Origin of the sequence: Blautia sp. AF19-1 (genome assembly GCF_003479155.1) — a bacterium.
Lineage (GTDB): Bacteria > Bacillota > Clostridia > Lachnospirales > Lachnospiraceae > Fusicatenibacter > Fusicatenibacter saccharivorans.
The window spans coordinates 1-19,919 of record NZ_QUGQ01000017.1; the positions used below are offsets into that span (position 1 = coordinate 1).

Genomic DNA, 19,919 nt, shown 5'->3' on the forward strand with positions numbered 1-19,919 from the left:
TTTAAGTTTGTGGGATAAGTTTGTGCAAAATTCGATATTTGCTCATTTATAGTAAAAACAAAGAATAAGTAGTTTTGCATGGTAAAAATGGAGAGGGTAATTGTCGAAAATATAATTATTAATAGCGAAATACCATATGGATACGTGACCACATTTTTGCTTATTGAACAAAATAACATATACAGATAAAATGATGCTTGTAACAAGACAAGAACAATATAACGAGAAAGAAAGATGAATAGAATATGTCTGCAGAAAAAAATATTACTAGAAAAGATGTGGCAGAAAAAGCAGGCGTATCGGTGTCTGTTGTTTCAAGAGTACTTAATAACAGTGGATATGTCGACAAAGAAAAAAAGAAAAAAATTATTAAGATAGCAGAGCAACTGGGATATATTCCAAATCCGATAGCTATGGCTCTTCAAACAAGAAGAACATATCAGATAATATTTTTTTGCAATGATCTGACAGGTGCCTATTATAATCAAATGTATCATGGAATGGCGAAGACAGCGAAAGAAAGGGGATATCATCTTTTACTTCAAAAAGATTATGATTTTGAATCAGTAAAAAAAATCTTGGCAGATGGAATTATATTTCCGACAGAAAATGTAGCACAGGATTATGCTGAAACAGTAGGAAAAAATTATCGTCTGCCTACGGTAACAATATCTTTTGACCCGTCGGCGATATTTGCTAAACCAATGCCTTCGGTAGTTATTGAGAATCAAAAAATAATTAATGCCAGTATTGATTATCTTATACAGAAAGGACATAAAAAGATAGGAATGCTCCTTCCGTTTGATTACGGATATGCAAATTCCAGATATAAAGCCTGGAAGGAACGTATGAAGATGGAATCAATTTTTTTAGGGGGAGGGGTAGAGACTAACTATGAACACTATATTATAAACTGTGGAAAACCAGAAGAGGAAAACAAGAAAAAAGATTACAGATATTTAGGTCCTTATCAATCGGAATCAGAAGGATTTGTATATTATGATCTTTTCAAAGTTGGATATGAAGCAGCAAATTTGTATAAAAGTTCAAAGTATAAAGCAACGGCACTTATATGTTTTAATGATGATTTAGCTCAGGGATTTATTGCTGGCTTACAAGCAATAGGCTTGAGAGTGCCCGAAGATATATCGGTTATGGGAATTGATGGTATTTTTACAAGAAATCATTTTAAACCTAAGTTGACCACAATGTCCATTTATCCTGAAAGACAAGGAGCAAAATGTGTAGAAGTATTAATCGATATGCTGGAAGGGAAAAAATATAAATATATGAATTATTCTCCCTACGGTATTTTAGAGGGGGAGACAGTAAAGGACTTAAAGTAGAATATTTGCCGGAAAAAGCGCGCAGTTTCGGCTGATATAGAGAAAATAAACACTAGGAGGAAGGAAAATGAAGTTAAAAAAAGTACTCGCATTGACACTTGCAGGGATCATGACCGTAGGTCTGGCAGCATGTGGAGGAACCAAAGAATCTAGTGAAAAAACAGAAGCAGGAAAAGAAAAACAGAAACTTGTTATCTGGTCATGGGGAGCAGATGAGGAGAAGAAATCAAGGGAAGCAGCTGTTGAAGCATTTCAGAAAGCACATCCTGAGATCGAAGTGGAACATTCTGTCATTCCTACAGCCGATCATGTATGGGATCAGAAGATGACTGCAGCCCTGTCAGCAGGAACAGGTCCGGATGTCATCCAGATGTCACCGGATTATTACGGATTATACACCGATTATTATGAAGATTTAAATCCATATGTGGAAAAAGAAGGGGTGGATTTAGATTCTGTAGTTACAGAGGGCATGATGGATCCTTATTACCGCCCGGATGGAAAACTGGAAGGTATGCCTCTGCTCCAGAACTGTTTTGTACTGGCATATAACAAAGACATGTTCGATGAGTTTGGCGTAGAGTATCCGACAGCAGAATGGACATGGGATGATGTGGCGGAAGCAGCGAAGAAATTTGCCGGAGGCGAAGGCGCAGATGCTACATTCGGTATTGTTAACCACTGGATAGATCCGCCGCTGTCTATCATCTGTAAAGGCGGAAATGCATACTCAGATGATTTATCAACATGTGAGATCGATTCACAGGAAGTCAGAGATGGTCTGGATTTATTCGGAGATATGATCCAGAGCGGTGCAATGCCTGATGATACAGCAGCCAAGAGTCTTCCGAAAGAACAGCTTTTTGTATCCGGCCATGCGGCAATGTATACATTAGGCGGATTTGAGACAAAGCTGATTGCAGAAGAGATCGGTGAAAACTTTAACTGGGATGTTGTATCCATGCCGAAAGTTCCGGACGGTGGAAAAAACAATCTTTTATACGCAACAGGATATGCCATGCTGAAGGATTCTGAAAATAAAGATGCTGCATGGACATTCTTGAAAGAGGCATCTTATGAAAATGAAGACATGGCAAAGGAAACATGCCGTGCAGGAATGACAGCTTGTAAGAGCGTTGCAGAGGGTTACTATAAAGAACTGACATATGGTCCGATTGATAACAGCGCATACCTAGAAGGGCTTTCTGATGCAAAACTGAATATCTGGGGCGGTGCATATGCAGCACCTGGAGATGTATGGACCCAGATCTGGCAGGCAGTAACCATTGATGGTAAGAGTGCTGATGAGGCGATCAATGAATACTATCCGGCACTGGAAAAAGCATTTAATGAAGCAAATGGAAACTAAATGTTAAATCACAAGAAGGTGTTGCGAACGATATGCAGCACCTTCTTGTTCATTCAGCTACTGGCAGATTCTATTTACGGAGGCGAAGAAGAGTGAAAAAACCAAAAGGAAAAAAAGTATATTCAGCCATGAAACGGCGGGAGGCCAGAAATTTTTACTTATATACAGCACCATGGCTGATTGGATTTTTTGTGCTGACATTATACCCGATTGTATATTCTTTTTATCTGATGTTTACAGATATGAATTTAACCGGGGTAGGGAAGTTTATTGGATTAGAGAACCTGAAGTATGCATTTACGGATGATCCACTGTTTATAAAAGCATTTATAAATACCCTGAAATACGTGGTGATGTTTGTACCAAGTAGTATTATACTTGCTTTTTTTGTGGCACTGCTGCTTAGCAAGAAAGTAAAAGGACTGGGATTTTTCCGGACAGCATTTTACATTCCATACATCACCTCTGGTGTGGCAGTAACAATCTTGTGGGGATGGATATATCAGAAGGATTATGGAATTATCAACTACGTGTTATCACTGTTTGGAATAAAAGGTGTGAACTGGCTGGGAGATAAAAATATTGCAATGATATCAATCGTGATCCTGTCCCTGTGGACGATAGGAAATAATATCATCATCATGCTGGCGGGAATTCAGGATATTCCACAGTCTTATTATGAAAGTGCACAGATCGACGGCGCAGGTGCGATACGCCAGATCTTTTCCATTACCCTGCCGTTATGTACCCCGACGATCTATTTCAATCTGATCGTAACGATCATTGCAGCTTTCCAGGTATTCCAGCAGCCATTGATTTTGACTAATGGAGGACCGCTTAACAGTACTTATACAGCAGCGATACATATGTATAACAACGGATTCCTTTATGGAAAAATGGGATATGCATCCATGATGGCATGGAGCTTATTTGTTGTAATTATGGTGATTACACTGGTAGTGATTTCAACATCCAAGTACTGGGTGTTCTATGATGATTGATGAAAGGAAGAAATATATGCGAACAAGATCACAAAAACAAGCAAAACTTATAGGAAGAATTATCACATACACGATTCTGATTGCGGCAGCTATTGTTTGTTTGTTTCCTTTTATATGGATGATATCCACTTCTTTTAAAGAAACATCCGATATCTATAAAATGCCGCCGTCATTGCTGCCAGCGAATCCGACGCTGGAGAATTTCATCGAGGGATGGAAGGGTGCAGATTTTGGTATGTTCTTCCAGAACTCAGCAGTCGTAACATTTTTGGCTACGATAGGGACTGTATTTTCTTCCTCAGTAGTAGCGTATGGTTTTGCGAGATTTAAATCCAGATTATCACCGGTCTTATTCATGATTCTTCTTGGAACCATGATGTTGCCTTCCCAGGTGACTCTGATTCCACAGTATCTGCTGTATTATAAACTGGGAATGGTTGATACATTCTGGCCGTTGATTATTCCAAGTTGGCTGGGAGGGGGAGCTTTTAACATTTTCCTTTTTATTCAGTTCTTTAGAACGCTTCCGAAGGAATTGGATGAAGCGGCTAAGATTGATGGGGCGAATTCCTGGCAGGTATTTACGAAGATATTGCTGCCAGCGGTAAAACCGGTCATGCTGGCTGTACTGGTAATGGCACTGGTATATAACTGGAATGATTTCTTTAATCCATTGATCTATCTGAATTCATCTGAGAAATTCACGATAGCAGTGGGTCTGCAGTTCTTTAAGGGATCACAGGGAAATGTACAGATTGGACAGATGATGGCAATGGCACTGGTATCTTTGACACCGGTACTGTTTGTATTTGCAACCTGTCAGAAATACTTTATACAGGGTATTAAAATGTCAGGCTTGAAAGGATGATGTTACAGAAATGCCAATGAAAAAGACTATAGAGATTAAAAAAGATGAAAAGGGTTTTGGAACACTTTATGTAAATGATGAACCTTTTTTAATTCTTGGAGGTGAGCTTCATAACTCGAGTTCCAGTAATCTACAGTATATGGAAAAGCAAGTATGGCCCAGATTAAAAGAACTAAATCTAAACACAGTTCTTCTTCCTGTAGCATGGGAAAATATAGAAAAAGAAGAGGGAGTTTATGATTTTTCTTTGTTAGAAGAACTGATTTTCCAGGCGAGACGAGAAAAAATGAAGTTGATACTACTGTGGTTTGGCCTTTGGAAAAATGGAGAAAGTACTTATGTTCCAGGTTGGGTAAAAAGAGATAGCGGGAGATTTTTCAGAGCAAGATATAAAGGGGGAGAATTGTCTCAGACGATATCACCTCTTTGTAAAAATGCAGTAAAAGCGGATGCAAGAGCATTTACGGTTTTTATGAAAAAATTGAAAGATATTGATGCAGAATCACAGACAGTTCTCATGGTACAAGTGGAAAATGAAATTGGTTTTTTGAAATCAGATAGAGATTATTCAAAAGAAGCAGAGAAGCAATTTAGGAGTAATATCCCAGAAGAACTGGAAAAAATATATGGTATATCAGGGACATGGAGTGAAGTGTTTCAGTCGGATGCAGCAGAGATGTTTATGGCATGGAATTATGCACAGGCAGTAGAATACATAGCAGCAGCAGGAAAAAGGGCATATGAACTTCCGATGTATGTGAATGCCTGGCTGAATCAGTTTCCGGATAGACCTGGAAATTACCCATCAGGAGGACCTATAGCGAGAAATAAAAAAATATGGAGAAATATTGCAAAAAGCATAGATGTTTTTGCTCCGGATATATACCTTTCTGATTTTGAAGGGGTATGTAAAGAATATGCAACGGAAGGGAATCCATTGTTTATACCTGAGGCAAGGCGAGATCCGGTAACAGCTAGCAATGCTTTTTATGCTTTTGGGAAATATGGGGCAATTGGTTTTTCGCCTTTTGGGATAGAAGGACTTATGGAAGATACACGCCAAAAACAGGATAAAGAGCTTCTTGAACAACTTCAAATAGATGTACTGGCCTTCACAAGCATAGAAACAGGAAAATACCTCAAAGAAACATATAAAATTTTGAAAAATATGCAAAAATTATATTTTCGATTTAAAGGAACAGAAAATATACATGCATTTATGTGTAGAAATGAGCATGAAAGAGGTACGATTGTTTCTTTGTCTGGCTGCGATTTGGAACTGACTTACAGACCAAAAGGAAATGAAAGGCCAGGGTGTGCAGGGATGATTATAGAAGAAAATGAAAGTGAATTTTGGGCTGTAGGATATAATACTGACATTAGACTTTTGCCGAAAAAAAGTAGTCATGACTGTATTACCATTATATGTCTCGAGGAAGGTTTTTTTGATAATGGAAAATGGAGTTCTGGACGTGTGCTGAACGGGGATGAAAGAAGTATGTCTGGATTTGGACAATATGCAGAAGTACGCCATTATATTTATTGTAAAGAAACTACAGATGAGAAGGAGGGTTAGTAGTGGAAATCGGAGAATTAAAAAAACTATTTGACGATATGACAATAGAAGAAAAAGCTGGTCAATTGTTTCAGACGGTTGGTGCTATGTATGATGATGAGGCCGTAATATCAGGTCCTATGCAGGAAATGGGAATTACAGAGAAAGATATTCAGCTTGCTGGAACTGTGTTAGGTACTATGGGGGCGGAAAAGATAAAGAGGATTCAAAAAAAATATATGGAAGCTCATCCACACCATATTCCACTTGTATTTATGTTGGATATTATTAATGGGTATAAAACAGTATATCCAATTCCATTAGCTCAGGGAGCAACTTTTCAGCCGGATCTTGTGAAAGAATGTGCGGCTATGGCGGCAAAAGAGGGCGCTGCAGATGGACTTCATATAACATTTTCACCTATGGTAGACTTGGTAAGGGATGCTAGATGGGGCAGGGTAATGGAATCCACTGGAGAAGATGTATATTTGAACGGATTATATGCAAGGGCAATGGTGGAAGGATATCAAGGTGCAGACATCAGTGGCGGGGAGAAACTGGGGGCTTGCGTAAAGCATTTTGCTGGGTATGGCGGTGCAGAAGCAGGAAGAGACTATAATACAGTGGAAGTATCAGAAAGGACTTTTCGTGATTTTTATCTTCCAGCATATAAAGAGGCTGTGGAGGCGGGAAGTGCGTTAGTGATGACGTCTTTTAATACGATTAATGGAATTCCTGCAAGTGTAAATAAGTGGCTTATGAGGGATATCCTCAGAGAAGAGATGGGGTTTGATGGTGTATTGATTTCTGATTTTGGTGCCATTGGGGAGTGTGTAAACCATGGGGCAGCAGAAGACAGGGCAGATGCAACAAAAAAGGCTCTTGAGGCAGGAGTAGACATTGATATGATGTCAGGTACTTATCCGGAAAATATACCTGCACTTTTAAAAGACAAAAGTATTAGTGTGGAACTAATTGAAGAATGTGCGTGGCGTATTATGAAGTTGAAAAATGACCTTGGGCTTTTTGAAAATCCATATAAGGGTGCTGATGAAATTAAGGCTAAAGCTTGCATACTTAGTGAAGCACACAGAGAATTGGCTCAAAAAACAGCAGAAAATTCTTTTGTTCTATTAAAGAATAAAGATAATATTCTGCCATTGGATAAAAAGAAGAAAATTGCAATGATTGGACCGTATATAGACAGAAGATATATGTTGGGAGGATGGTCTTTTACAGGAAATCCGGAGGATGTAATAACAATAAAAAATGCGGCGGAAGAGAAACTTGCAGATTATGAAATTGTTTATGCTCAGGGATGCCCAATTCTTTCCGAAGATGTAAAATTAGAAGGGTTTGCAAATTATACAGAAGAAAAATTCTCACAGGAAGATTGTGAAAAAATGAAGGAAGAAGCACTGCGGGCGGCTAAAGAAGCAGATGTGGTTGTATTGGCTATAGGAGAACATTTTCTGCAGTCGGGCGAAGCTACCAGTAAAGGAATTATAGAAATTCCTAAGATTCAGCAGGAATTATTTGAGGCACTTTCGGAGGTGAATTCTGAAATTGCCGTAGTATTATTTAATGGAAGACCATTAGATATTCGCATATTGGAAGAAAGAGCGAAGGCAATATTGGAAGTCTGGATGCCCGGAACTATGGGAGGAGCTGCTATTGTGGAAGTATTAAGAGGTGCAGTTTCGCCTGCAGGAAAGCTGCCAATGAGCTTTCCATATTGCGTGTCACAGGTTCCTGTCCATTATGATGAGTTTCCTACCGGACGTAGACATCATCCTGGAAAAGATAAGGATCGCTATGTCTCGAAATATCTGGATATGCCGAATAAACCACTGTATTCTTTTGGATATGGCCTTACATATACCCAATTTGAAATATCAGATTTAGAGCTAAGTAAAACGGTTATGAAGCCGGGTGAATCTGTTACGGTATCTGTAAAAGTAAAAAATACCGGTGACAGAGAAGGTACAGAAACTTTGCAGCTTTATATTCATGACATTGCAGGAAGTGTAGTGCGCCCTGTAAAACAGCTGAAGGGTTTTGAAAGAGTAATATTAAATGCCGGAGAAGAAAAAGAAGTGTGCTTTACAGTGGACGAAAAAATGCTTCGCTTCCTAAGAGCGGACAATACATTTGGAAGTGAACCGGGAAAATTTGAGGTGTTTATCGGAAATAGCAGTGAAGTGGAAGAATGTAAAGTATTTGAATTATTGAAAGGTTAAAAAGAGGTGTATTATGCAATACAGAAATCCTATTATTTCCGGTTATAATCCGGATCCATCTATATGCAGAGTTGGAGAAGATTATTATATTGTGAACTCATCTTTTGAGTATTTTCCGGGAGTGCCGGTTTATCACAGCAAAAATTTAGTGAATTGGGAATTGGAAGGATATTGTCTGACGGATGAAGAACAGCTTCCGTTGGAAGAGAGCAGACCTTCAGGGGGAATTTTTGCACCAACGATTCGTTATCATGACGGAACATTTTTTATGATAACAACAAATGTTACATCAAAGGGAAACTTCATCGTACATACAAAAGATATGAAGTCAGGATGGTCAAAACCGGCATGGGTAGATCAGGGAGGAATAGATCCGTCGTTATTGTTTGATGGTGATAAAGTATATTTTGTATCTACAACTTCAGATGAACAGGGGGCTGGTATATTTTTATGTGAGGTAAATCCTTTTACAGGAGAAAAATTGACGGAGAGTGTGTGTATTAACCGTGGATGCGGTGGAAGATATCCAGAAGGACCGCATTTATATAAATGGTTTGGAAAATATTACCTTATGTTGGCGGAAGGCGGCACGGAATATGGACATATGGAGACAATGCAAAGAGCAGATAGTCCTTATGGTCCTTATGAACCATGTCCACATAATCCGATTTTATCTCACAAGGAAGACATGCGAGAGGAGATTTATTGTACAGGCCATGCAGACATAATGGAAGATCACAATGGAAATTGGTGGTTGGTGTGTCTGGCAGTGAGAACCTGTTCAGATGAAAATAGGAGGGTATTGCTTCATAATCTTGGAAGAGAAACATTTCTTACACCTGTCGTTTGGACAGAGGCTGGCTGGCCGGTTGTAGGAAATCATGGTTTGATTTCAACTGTTATGGATGGTCCGCTTCCGGGTGGAGAAGTGCAACCGGTAAATAGAAATTTCCATGATAATTTTTCGGATGGTAAATTTAAACTGCAATATAATTTTCTGAGAAATCCCGAAATGAAGAATTATAAATTGTATCCGGAAGAGAAGATGTTATGCCTGGAAGGTACAAAGGTAACTTTAAATGAAACTAAGAGCCCTACATGGATTGGAATTCGACAAAAGGGGTTTTATACTGAAACTGTAGTAAAAGTTTCAGCAGAAGATGTGCAAGGAATGAGAGCTGGATTGACAGCATTTTATAATGATTCTTATCATTATGAAATATATCTGACAAGGGAACAGGAAAAGTATAAAGTCTGTCTTGCAAAGCATATTCATGACATTTTTGTGGTTACAGCAAGTGCGGAAATTCCAAGAGGAGAAAATATTACGCTTAGGCTTGAAACAGATAAAACTTATTATACATTTTCATATAGTCTGGATGGAGAAAATTTCCAGATGCTAGGAACAGGATTAACGGTAGGACTCTGTACAGAGAGCACGAAAACCATGACGTTTACGGGAACATATATTGGTCTGTTTGCAGAGAATGGACGTGGTACCTTCCAGGAATTTAATGTGAAGGTATTGGATGAATAATTAAAAATAAAAACACAGCGTCGATTGTTAAGAAACAGTCGATGCTGTGTTTTAGTTTATAGAAGATTACTTGTTTAAGAGTCTTTCCATTTCCCTGGCAGATAAGTAAGTGTATTTCGTATCATCTCTTTCAGAAGAAGATCGCCTTCCTTCTCTGTAATTCTGCTATAGAGCGTCATGGATTTTGGTACGGTGACAGTATGGACAGTGATCAAAAGATTTTTATTCGGATGGATTGCGGCCGGAGGTCTGCTGGTAATTGTCAGTTGTGTGAAGTACAGAGAATTTATCATTACGGCATTTTTAAATAATACCTGGGCATGGATCAATGCACTGATGCCTGTGGTGATTATTCTGGTTGGGATAAGATATATGATCAGGGCAGTATTGAAATAAAGGGGGGATGCCATTTATAAAAAAACAGTAAATTCGCCCACTTAGGACTAGCCGCCGCGGCTGTAGATTGATACAATAAAAGAAATAGGAAATATCGATTTTTTACATGGGAGGAACACGGCGACATGGCGGGATATGTGAGTCTTCAGGATGTAACCAAGACCTATCAAATGGGTGAGGTTACGATCAAGGCTGCGGATGGGATCAGCTTTGATGTGGAAAAGGGTGAGTTTGTGATTGTGGTCGGACCGAGCGGTGCGGGGAAGACGACGGTGTTGAATATCCTCGGTGGAATGGATACGGCGACTTCGGGGAAGGTGCTGGTGGACGGAGCGGAGATCAGCAAGTACCGCGGCAAGAATCTGATCCAGTACCGGCGGGAGGATATTGGGTTTGTTTTTCAGTTTTATAATCTGATGCAGAACCTGACGGCGCTCGAGAATGTGGAGCTGGCGATGCAGATCTGTAAGCATCCGCTGGATGCGTCGGAGGTACTTGCGGAGGTTGGACTGGAAGAACGGATGAATAACTTCCCGGCGCAGCTTTCGGGCGGGGAGCAGCAGCGTGTGGCGATTGCGCGTGCGCTGGCGAAAAATCCGAAACTGCTGCTCTGCGATGAGCCGACCGGCGCGCTCGATTATGTGACGGGAAAAGCGATCTTAAAGCTGCTGCAGGATACCTGCCGGGAGAAGGGGATGACGGTCATTGTCATCACTCACAACTCGGCGCTGACACCGATGGCGGACCGCGTGATTAAAATCCGAAACGGGAAAGTGGCGGGCATGAAAACAAATGAGAACCCGACGCCGGTGGAAGAGATAGAATGGTAGGTGGATGATGAGAGCATTTCGAAAAGACTTTATCCGGGAAATCACAAAGAACAAGGGGCGGTTTCTGTCAGTCTTTTTCATCGTGCTTCTTGGCGCGGCGTTTTTCTCGGGCATCCGGTCGGCGGAAGGAGATATGAAGGTTTCGGCGGACCGGTATTATGATGAAGTAAATTATATGGATTTGAAAGTTCTTGGAACGCTGGGGCTGACGGACGATGATCTGGCGGATATCGCGAAGACGGACGGTGTGAAAGCGGTTTACGGCGGAAAGACGGTGGAAGTGCTGCATGACATCGGCGAGAGCGAGCAGGTTGTGAAACTGATTGCGCTGACGGACGGTGTGAATGAGCCGCGCGTGGTCGAGGGACGGATGCCGGAGAAAGAGGATGAAATTCTTGTTGATACGCAGTTTCTGAAAAGTTCCGGCTGTGAGATCGGGGATCAGGTAACGTTCACTTCCGGAACGGAGGATCCGCTCTCAGATTCGCTGACCGGGGATACGTTTACGATTGTTGGTTCGGCGACGCTCCCTTATTATATGGATCTGAACCGCGGAACGGGCTCGATTGGAAATGGAAGCATCAACAGTTTTGCACTGCTGCTTCCGGAGACATTTACCTCGGATCTCTATACAGAGATTTACGTCCAGGCGGACGGCGCACAGGAAGAGGCGAGCTACAGCGATGCATATGATGAGACGGTGAAGGCTGTACAGACGAAGATTGAAGCGCTCGAGGATGCGGCGTGCGACCGGCGGTATACGGCAGTCAAAACCGAAGGACAGGAAAAGATTGATGATGCAAAACAGCAGGTCGCTGATGCAGAGCAGAAATTAGCGGACGCAAAAACAGAGCTGGATGACGGTGCACAGCAGCTTGCCGACGCGAAAGTGACGATTGCGGACAAAGAGCAGGAACTTCTCGACGGCGAACAGACGTTAAAGGACAAAGAACAGGAGCTTCTTGATGGAAAGCAGACGATTGCTGAGAAAGAACAGGAACTCCTTGACGGAAAACAGACCATTGCAGACAAAGAGCAGGAACTTCTCAGTGCGAAAACAACCATCGCCGATAAAGAGCAGGAACTGGCATCCGGCAAGGCAACGCTGAAAGACAAAGAGGCGGAACTTGCGAGCGGAAAAGCGACGCTGGAAGCAAAGGCGGCAGAGCTGGAAAGCGGAAAAGCGGAGCTGAATCAGAAAGCCGATGAACTTGCAAGTGGAAAAACCACACTTGAGGCAAAAGCGAAAGAACTTTCCGACGGAAAAGCACAGCTTGCAGAGAAAGAAACAGAACTGGCATCCGGCAAAAAAGAGTTAGAGGAAAAAATGACGCAGCTTTCGGCGGCAAAAACCGAACTGACTCGGAAGCAGACAGAGCTGAATACTGCAAAAGAGCAGCTTTCCGAAAAAGAAACGGAATTGAATATTGCAAAGGAGCAGCTTTCCGCTGCACGCGAGGAACTGGACAACAAGAAAGCAGAAACCGCTGCAGGACGCACACAGTATGAAGCGCAGAAGGCAGCGTATGAAGAACAGAAGAGTCAGTATAAGACAGCCAAGGATCAGTTAGCCCAGATTTCCAGTCAGCTTCCGATGGTGGAGGCTGCGCAGACAGAAGTGACTGGTCAGATCGAGGTGATTGAGGCTCAGCTTGACGGACTGACGGAGGAAGATGAAGCATATGTATCTCTGTTGGAACAGAAAACTGCACTGGAAGCAAAGCAGACAGAGTTAGCACAGCAGCTTTTCACGATGCAGGAGCAGAAAACATTTCTGGAACAAAACATCGCAGCGTTTGAAGCAGCAAGCGCTGATGCGGAAGCCCGGCTTGCGGCTGCAGAAGCTCAGATTACCGACGCAGAAAGTCAGCTTGCCGCTGCAGATGCACAATTAACAGAAAAAGAGCAGGAATGCACCGCAGGCGAGGCACAGATTGCTTCTGCAAAAGAAGAACTGGAAAGCGGCGAAGCTCAGATTACAGAGGCTCTTGCCCAGCTTCAGGATGGAGAAGCACAGGCAGAAGCTTATCAGAAACAGATTGAGGATGGCGAAGCCCAGCTTGCATCCGCCAAAACAGCGATTGCCGACGGAGAAGCTCAGATTGAGACGAACCGCAGTAAATTAAAAGACGGAGAAACTCAGCTTGCGGCTGCCAGAGCCCAGCTTGCTGATGGGGAACAGCAGATTGCATCGTACCGACAGACGATTCAGTCGGGTGAGGCCCAGCTTGCCGCTGCAAAGCAGACAATTTCCAGTGGAGAAAGTCAGCTCGCCGACGCGAAACAGACGATCGCCGACGGCGAAACCCAGTTAGCAGAAGCAAAGCAGACGATCGCCGATGGAGAAAGTCAGCTCGCCGAAGCAAAGCAGACGATTGCCGACGGTGAAACCCAGCTTGCCGACGCGAAACAGGAAATCGCCGACGGAAAAATCTCCCTTGCGGATGCGAAACAGGAAATTGCCGATAAAGAAAAAGAACTTGAGGACGGCAAAGCCGAATACGAAAAAGCAAAAGCCGACGCCGAACCAGAAATCACGGATGCGAAGCAGGAAATTGCGGACGGTGAGAAAACACTCGCAGACCTGAAAAAACCAACGTGGTACGTCTGGGGACGGGATAAGGTAACGTCAACTGAGAGCTTCGGTCAGGATGCCGGCCGTATCTCGAATATCGGAAAATTCTTCCCGGTTATCTTCTTCCTCGTGGCTGCTCTCGTCAGCCTGACGACGATGACACGAATGATCGAGGAACAGCGTCAGCAGATCGGAACGTTAAAAGCCCTCGGTTATTCCGACGGCGTGATCGCCTTTAAATATTTCGCATACGCGATGCTCTCCACCGTATCCGGCGCTCTCGCGGGCGTGGTGGTTGGAGAAAAAATCCTGCCCTGGGTTATTATGAATGCCTACGGCATGCTGTATACCGGACTCCCGTATTACATGACCCCGCTGAATTGGGAGCAGGGAGGCCTTGCGATTCTGGCGAGTGCAGCCTGCACCGGCGTGGCGACGATCGCGGCATGCTACAAAGAACTCGCCGCAGGTCCGGCAGAGCTGATGCGGCCGGAAGCACCGAAAAACGGCAAACGGATTTTCCTGGAACGTATCGGCGTACTCTGGAAACATCTGAACTTTACGCAGAAATCAACCGTGCGGAATCTGGTACGGTATAAAAAACGATTCTTCATGACCGTTATCGGAATCGGCGGATGCATGGGTCTGATCCTCGTCGGTTTCGGCCTTCAGGATTCCATCACCGCGATTGCGAAAAACCAGTTCGTCAGCCTCTTCACCTATCAGGCGAATGCTGTGCTGAATTCAGATGTGGATGAATCCGAAAAAGAAGCATTGCAGACCGATCTGGAAAACCACAGCGGCATCGATGAGCTGCTGGAAATGTACTGCCAGAACATCGAACTGCAGACCGACAAAAAGACCGTGGATGCAGTGCTTGAAGTGCCGAAAGAACTGACGAATTTCAATGACTTCTATGCCTTCCGAGACCGGAAAAGCGGAGAAGTTTACGAATTCCCGACCGACGGCGGCGCAGCCATCAGCGAAAAGACAGCAACGATGCTCGGCGTAAAAGCAGGCGACACGGTTCAGCTGAAAAAAGGCGACGATATTGTGGACGTAAAGATTTCGATCATCGTCGAAAACTACGTGCGCCATTATCTGTATCTGGCCCCGGATCTCTACGAGGAGCTGTTCGGCGGAGCGCCGGATTACAACCAGCTTCTGATGAAATATCAGGACACGTCGAGCAATTATGAGACAGCACTCGGAGAAAAAATCATGACGTACGACGGTGTAGCGGCAATCTCGTTCACATCCGACCTGATTGATCAGATTGACAACATGCTTCGTTCCCTCGACATCGTCATCGTGGTGCTGATCGTATCGGCGGGCCTGCTGGCGTTTGTGGTGCTGTACAACCTGAACAACATCAACATCACCGAACGACAGAGAGAGCTGGCAACGCTGAAAGTGCTCGGCTTCTTCGACGGCGAGGTGGCATCGTACGTGTACCGGGAAAACATGGTGCTGACACTGTTCGGCGTTATCGCGGGCATGGGAATTGGAACGTTTTTACATCATTGCGTAATTCAGACCGTCGAGGTCGATATGATGATGTTCGGACGAAACGTGTTCCCGCGGAGCTACGGCTGGAGCGCCCTGATTACCCTGGCGTTTGCCCTGTTCGTCAACTTTATGATGTTCTACCGGTTAAGAAAAATTGATATGATTGAATCGCTGAAAAGCGTGGAGTAAACAACAGAAAAAGGCCGTCCGCGGTGATGCAGAGAATCTGCAGAAACCGTGGGCGGTTTTTTTATTTTGAAGTGAAATATGAGCCGGAATGCTTGTTTTTTCAGACATTTCGTTGTATAAAAAAGATAAGGGTTTTTATCAGAACAGAATCAAAAAACAAAGAGTAAAGGGGATTTTTACAAATGGGAACAACAGAAACGAAAAAAATGAGAGTCGGCGTTGTCGGCTGCGGAGCGATCAGTGATATTTATCTGACGAACATGATTCATAACTTTGAGAATCTTGAGGTAGCAGCATGCTGCGCAGGCCATCTTGAACATGCGAAAAAGAAAGCAGAGCAGTATGGCATCAAGGGCTGTACCTACGAGGAAATTCTGGCAGACCCGTCGATTGAAATGGTAGTCATTCTGACACCGGCACCGACCCACGAGGGGCTGATCCGTCAGGCACTGGAAGCCGGAAAACACGTTTACACTGAAAAAACAATGACCCTCGCACCGGAAACGGCAGCGAAACTGATCGAGCTGGCAGAGGAGAAACATCTCTATCTCGGTTCCGCACCGGACACCTTCCTTGGATCGGCACTGCAGACCGCAAGAAAAGCGATCGACGACGGGCTGATCGGCGAGGTGACATCTTTCGAAGCATGCGCAAACCGCGATCTTGATTTGCTGGCGAGCATCTTCCGTTTTCTGCGGATGCCGGGAGGCGGTATCTGCTACGATTTCGGTGTTTATTATCTGACCGCCATCGTCAGCCTTTTCGGCCCGGTGGACCGTGTCGTTTCCTCCGTGCGCAACCTTGCGCCGAAGCGCGTCAATGTCGTCCCGGACAGCCCGGAATACGGCCAGGAATTTGACTACAGCAATGAGAGCCAGGCTTTCACGATTCTGGAAATGAAAAACGGCGTGACCGGCACATTCTGTGTCAATGGCGACAGCACCATCAACGATCAGGCGGTATTCACAATTTACGGCAAAAAAGGTATTTTAAAGCTGGTGGACCCGAACAATTTCGGCGGCGATATCGTCTACATTCCGGGCGTGAAGGACTGGACACAGCAGGCAGTTCCGGAAGTGCTGGATTATGGCTTTGCCTACAGCGAAAACAGCCGCGGCCTCGGTCCGTCCGAGATGGCAGAAGCAATTGCAGAGGGCAGACTAAACCGTGCGAATGCCAAAATGGCATATCACGTACTCGATACGATCGATCAGATTATGAAGAGTGCGGAAACGGGTGCATTTGAGAAGGTTCCATCCACCTGCGAAAGACCGGAGGCCATGCCGAATTCATAGCCTATTTCTGATAGGATTGCAGGTACATCTGACGGAAGTCGGTAGGGCTTACATTTTTTGATTTCAAAAAGACTCTGTTAAACGTAGAAATACTGTTAAAACCGGATTCGAGCGACACTTCGGTGATCGTGAGATCCGGTTTTTTTAACAGGTTTTCGGCGATATGGAGCCGTTCCCTGGTGACGAAATCCGTGAAGGAGAGGCCGGTGTATGCGCGGAACAGCTTGGAAAAATGGCAGCGGGAGAATCCGGCGACCTTTGATGCTTCTTCCAGGGAAACCGGTTCGGTGCAGTGACTCGAGATCCAGGTACATGCAGCAATCATCTGGCGGTGTACCTGTGCGGAATGGCCTGTTTTTTGCGGTGCGGCAGTTTCGGTCGGCACGGAGAGATTTTCGCCGAGCAGAATAAAAAACTGATACAGCAGAACGCATCCGCGCAGCTCGGAAAAACTGATACCGGAGAGGGAGAGCCTGCGCAGCTCTGTCAGAAATCCGCGGAGTTTTTCGATTTCCGGGAAGTTGTTCTGATTTAGAAGACGGATCTGATAAAAAAGATAAGCAACAGACTGGAAATCCACGCGTTTTTCCAGAAAATCTGCATCGAGCTGAAGCATGATCAGGCGATGTTCTCTGTTGATTGTGGAAACAGCGTGCAGCTCGCCGGGCCAGATAAAAAGAAGATCACCGGGCTTTAGCGGAAAGGTTTCTCCATTTACTTCATAGATAATGCCGTCATCCTGTGCAAGCACAATTTCAATATAGTGATGCCAGTGCAGACCGAAATAGGCGGGGACATGCGAAATAGAGATATCGTAAACATAGCTGTTAGCAAAATGATTGTTTTCGAAAAAAGAAGTCGAATCGTTTTTCATGGCAAAAGAATCCTCCGTATCTGATAAACGGTATTATACAACAGAAGAGAGAAAAAATATAGAAAAAATCGAAACATCTGGGCAATGATCGGCAATATATAAGTAGTGTTTTACTAGGATCTGTATTATGGTTAAGATATGAAAATTGTGAAGAACGGCAGAAATCGGAAAAAGAGTGATGTGATTTTGGCGAAAATTCACAAAAAACAATAAAAGTTTATGAAGAGTGAAGAAGTGAGAGGTAAGCGAAAAATGCAGATTTATGTAGATGGAAATGCTGTGCGAAGCGGAAATGGGCAGAAGGAATATCCATTTCGGACGATTTCCGAGGCGGCAAAAATTGCAAGGCCCGGCGACGAGGTGCTTGTAGCGCCTGGCGTATATCGGGAATATGTAGATCCGGCGAATGCGGGATGTGAGGATGCAAGAATTGTGTACCGTTCTGTGGAACCGGGAAAAGCTGTGATTACCGGTGCGGAAATTGTGGATAACTGGGAGCATTTGGAAGGTGATGTGTGGACAGCGCGCGTTTCGAACGGATTGTTTGGGGATTACAATCCATATACGACACTGGTCAGCGGTGACTGGTTTATCGCATCCTACACGGCACATACCGGAGAAGTGTATCTGAATGGAAAATCCATGTATGAGGTGACAAGTCTGGATCAGGTGAAAAAGCCGGAGATCTATAAAAAATCCTGGGATCAGGCATTCACGGTTTACACCTGGTATGTGGAGCAGGACGAAGAGAAGAATGAGACCGTTTTCTATGTGAATTTCCAGGGGAAAAACCCGAATGAGGAAACGGTGGAAATTAATGTGCGCGAGAATTGCTTTTATCCATCGAAGGAGGGCATCGGTTGTATCACGCTGTCCGGCTTTGTTGTAAAACAGGCGGCAACCCAGTGGGCTCCGCCGACGGCATATCAGGAAGGAATGGTCGGCCCGCACTGGTCAAAGGGATGGATCATCGAGGATTGTGAGATTTCAGATTCGAAGTGTTCGGGCATTTCCCTTGGAAAATACAGACAGCCGAACAATGACAATAAATGGCTCAAATGGAAATTCAAAGATGGTACACAGACGGAGCGTGACTGTATCTGCCAGGCGCAGCGAGAGGGATGGACAAAGGAAAACATCGGAAGCCACATCATCCGCCGGTGCAACATCCACGACTGTGGACAGACGGGTATTGTAGGCCACTTAGGTGGTGTGTTCTCGATCATTGAGGACAATCATATTCACCATATCAACAACAAACAGAACCTTGCGGGTGCGGAGATCGGCGGCATCAAGATGCATGCGGCGATCGATGTGATCATTCGAAGAAACCATTTCCATCACTGTACGAGAGGCCTCTGGCTTGACTGGCAGGCACAGGGCACACGTGTTACGCAGAACCTGTTCCATGACAATACGCTGCCGAACGAGGAGAATGCAAATCCGGAGGGGATGGACGGCATCGGCGAGGATATCTTTATTGAAATTTCCCACGGACCAACGCTGGTGGACAATAACGTACTGCTTTCGGACCGCGCGATGAAGCTGGCAACACAGGGTGTTGCGGTAGTACATAACCTGATCGCGGGATCGTTTACTGCTGTCGGCCGAGGTGTCAACAATGGCTCCGACAAGCTGCCGTCGCCGCGCTACACACCGTACCATGTGCCGCATCGCACAGAGATCAACGGATTTATGACGGTTCTTCACGGTGACTGCCGGTTCTACAATAATATCTTCATCCAGAAGCCGGTTCGTGCGGGAATGGAAGAAATCCGTAAACTGACCGGAGATAATGAGTGGGATGACGGAAATCTGACAGCAGGAACCGCACCGTACAGCGGATATCCGACGCTGGAGGAGTACGTGGCAAGATTTGAGGGCTACTGCGGAATGGGCTCCGGAAAGTCGCCGGATCTGTATTACGAGAAGCTGCCGGTATGGCTTGGCGGAAACGTTTACTTCAATGGGGCGAAGCCGGCGGAGCAGGAACAGGACGCTGTAGTGGATACCGAGCATGAAATCACCATCGGTGTAAAAGAAGAGAACGGAAAATGGAAACTGGAGACCAATGTTTACGATTATCTGCCGCAGAATGCCTGTGCAGTGATCTCAACGGAGACGCTTGGCATGGCATTTGAGCCGGAACAGAAATATGAGAATCCGGATGGAACGCCGATCGTGTTCCGATATGACTACTTCGGAAACCGTCAGGGCATTCATCCGCTGCCGGGCCCGTTTGCATCAAAAGAGGCTGCGGAAGAAGCATTATCATAAAGAAATTCTATAGACCCGCAAAAAAATAGCGTAAAAAATTCAGCGCCGCAGAGAGTGA

The 19,919-nt window shown here is 44.4% G+C and carries 13 protein-coding genes; 12 read left to right on the top strand and 1 reads right to left on the bottom strand.

Translation table 11 applies throughout. The features are described from left to right. The first annotated feature begins 245 nt into the window (after positions 1-245). The 11 genes from DWX26_RS11700 to DWX26_RS11750 all read left to right on the top strand — a co-directional run bounded on the left by DWX26_RS11700 (position 246) and on the right by DWX26_RS11750 (position 16,710). On the top strand, positions 246-1,346 hold the full coding sequence (locus DWX26_RS11700; RefSeq protein WP_118601474.1) for a LacI family DNA-binding transcriptional regulator: 1,101 nt from the start codon (positions 246-248) through the stop codon (positions 1,344-1,346). 67 nt (positions 1,347-1,413) lie between these two features. Next, the gene (locus DWX26_RS11705) at positions 1,414-2,715 is read left to right on the top strand and encodes an ABC transporter substrate-binding protein (RefSeq protein WP_022461257.1); all 1,302 of its coding nucleotides are present in this window, start codon (positions 1,414-1,416) and stop codon (positions 2,713-2,715) included. 92 nt (positions 2,716-2,807) lie between these two features. After that, positions 2,808-3,716, top strand: coding sequence for a carbohydrate ABC transporter permease (locus tag DWX26_RS11710; RefSeq protein ID WP_022461256.1), 909 nt, complete (start codon positions 2,808-2,810; stop codon positions 3,714-3,716). Beyond that, positions 3,706-4,584: a carbohydrate ABC transporter permease gene (locus tag DWX26_RS11715; RefSeq protein WP_238061562.1), complete on the top strand. Its 879-nt coding sequence runs from the start codon at positions 3,706-3,708 to the stop codon at positions 4,582-4,584. Before DWX26_RS11710 ends, DWX26_RS11715 begins: the two co-directional genes overlap by 11 nt. A gap of 10 nt (positions 4,585-4,594) precedes the next feature. Beyond that, on the top strand, positions 4,595-6,160 hold the full coding sequence (locus DWX26_RS11720) for a DUF5597 domain-containing protein (RefSeq protein ID WP_022461254.1): 1,566 nt from the start codon (positions 4,595-4,597) through the stop codon (positions 6,158-6,160). A 2-nt stretch (positions 6,161-6,162) separates the two neighbouring features. Continuing rightward, positions 6,163-8,379, top strand: coding sequence for a beta-glucosidase BglX (gene bglX, locus DWX26_RS11725; RefSeq protein WP_022461253.1), 2,217 nt, complete (start codon positions 6,163-6,165; stop codon positions 8,377-8,379). A 13-nt stretch (positions 8,380-8,392) separates the two neighbouring features. Further along, positions 8,393-9,916, top strand: coding sequence for a glycoside hydrolase family 43 protein (locus DWX26_RS11730; protein WP_022461252.1), 1,524 nt, complete (start codon positions 8,393-8,395; stop codon positions 9,914-9,916). A 192-nt stretch (positions 9,917-10,108) separates the two neighbouring features. Continuing rightward, the gene (locus DWX26_RS11735; RefSeq protein WP_147345116.1) at positions 10,109-10,312 is read left to right on the top strand and encodes a hypothetical protein; all 204 of its coding nucleotides are present in this window, start codon (positions 10,109-10,111) and stop codon (positions 10,310-10,312) included. A gap of 125 nt (positions 10,313-10,437) precedes the next feature. Then, on the top strand, positions 10,438-11,142 hold the full coding sequence (locus DWX26_RS11740) for an ABC transporter ATP-binding protein (RefSeq protein ID WP_022461251.1): 705 nt from the start codon (positions 10,438-10,440) through the stop codon (positions 11,140-11,142). 4 nt (positions 11,143-11,146) lie between these two features. Then, positions 11,147-15,415 (top strand): FtsX-like permease family protein, encoded by a 4,269-nt coding sequence (locus DWX26_RS11745; protein WP_118601475.1) that lies wholly within the window; start codon positions 11,147-11,149, stop codon positions 15,413-15,415. A gap of 182 nt (positions 15,416-15,597) precedes the next feature. Beyond that, a complete protein-coding gene (locus DWX26_RS11750) occupies positions 15,598-16,710 on the top strand; it encodes a Gfo/Idh/MocA family protein (protein ID WP_022461249.1) in 1,113 nt (370 codons plus the stop codon). 1 nt (position 16,711) lies between these two features. Here DWX26_RS11750 and DWX26_RS11755 read toward each other — a convergent pair whose 3' ends face one another. Then, a complete protein-coding gene (locus tag DWX26_RS11755) occupies positions 16,712-17,584 on the bottom strand; it encodes an AraC family transcriptional regulator (RefSeq protein WP_022461248.1) in 873 nt (290 codons plus the stop codon). 252 nt (positions 17,585-17,836) lie between these two features. On the opposite strand from DWX26_RS11755, the gene DWX26_RS11760 reads away from it, so the two are divergent. Further along, complete coding sequence (locus DWX26_RS11760) at positions 17,837-19,861, top strand: right-handed parallel beta-helix repeat-containing protein (RefSeq protein ID WP_118601476.1); 2,025 nt, start codon at positions 17,837-17,839, stop codon at positions 19,859-19,861. Positions 19,862-19,919 lie beyond the last annotated feature (58 nt).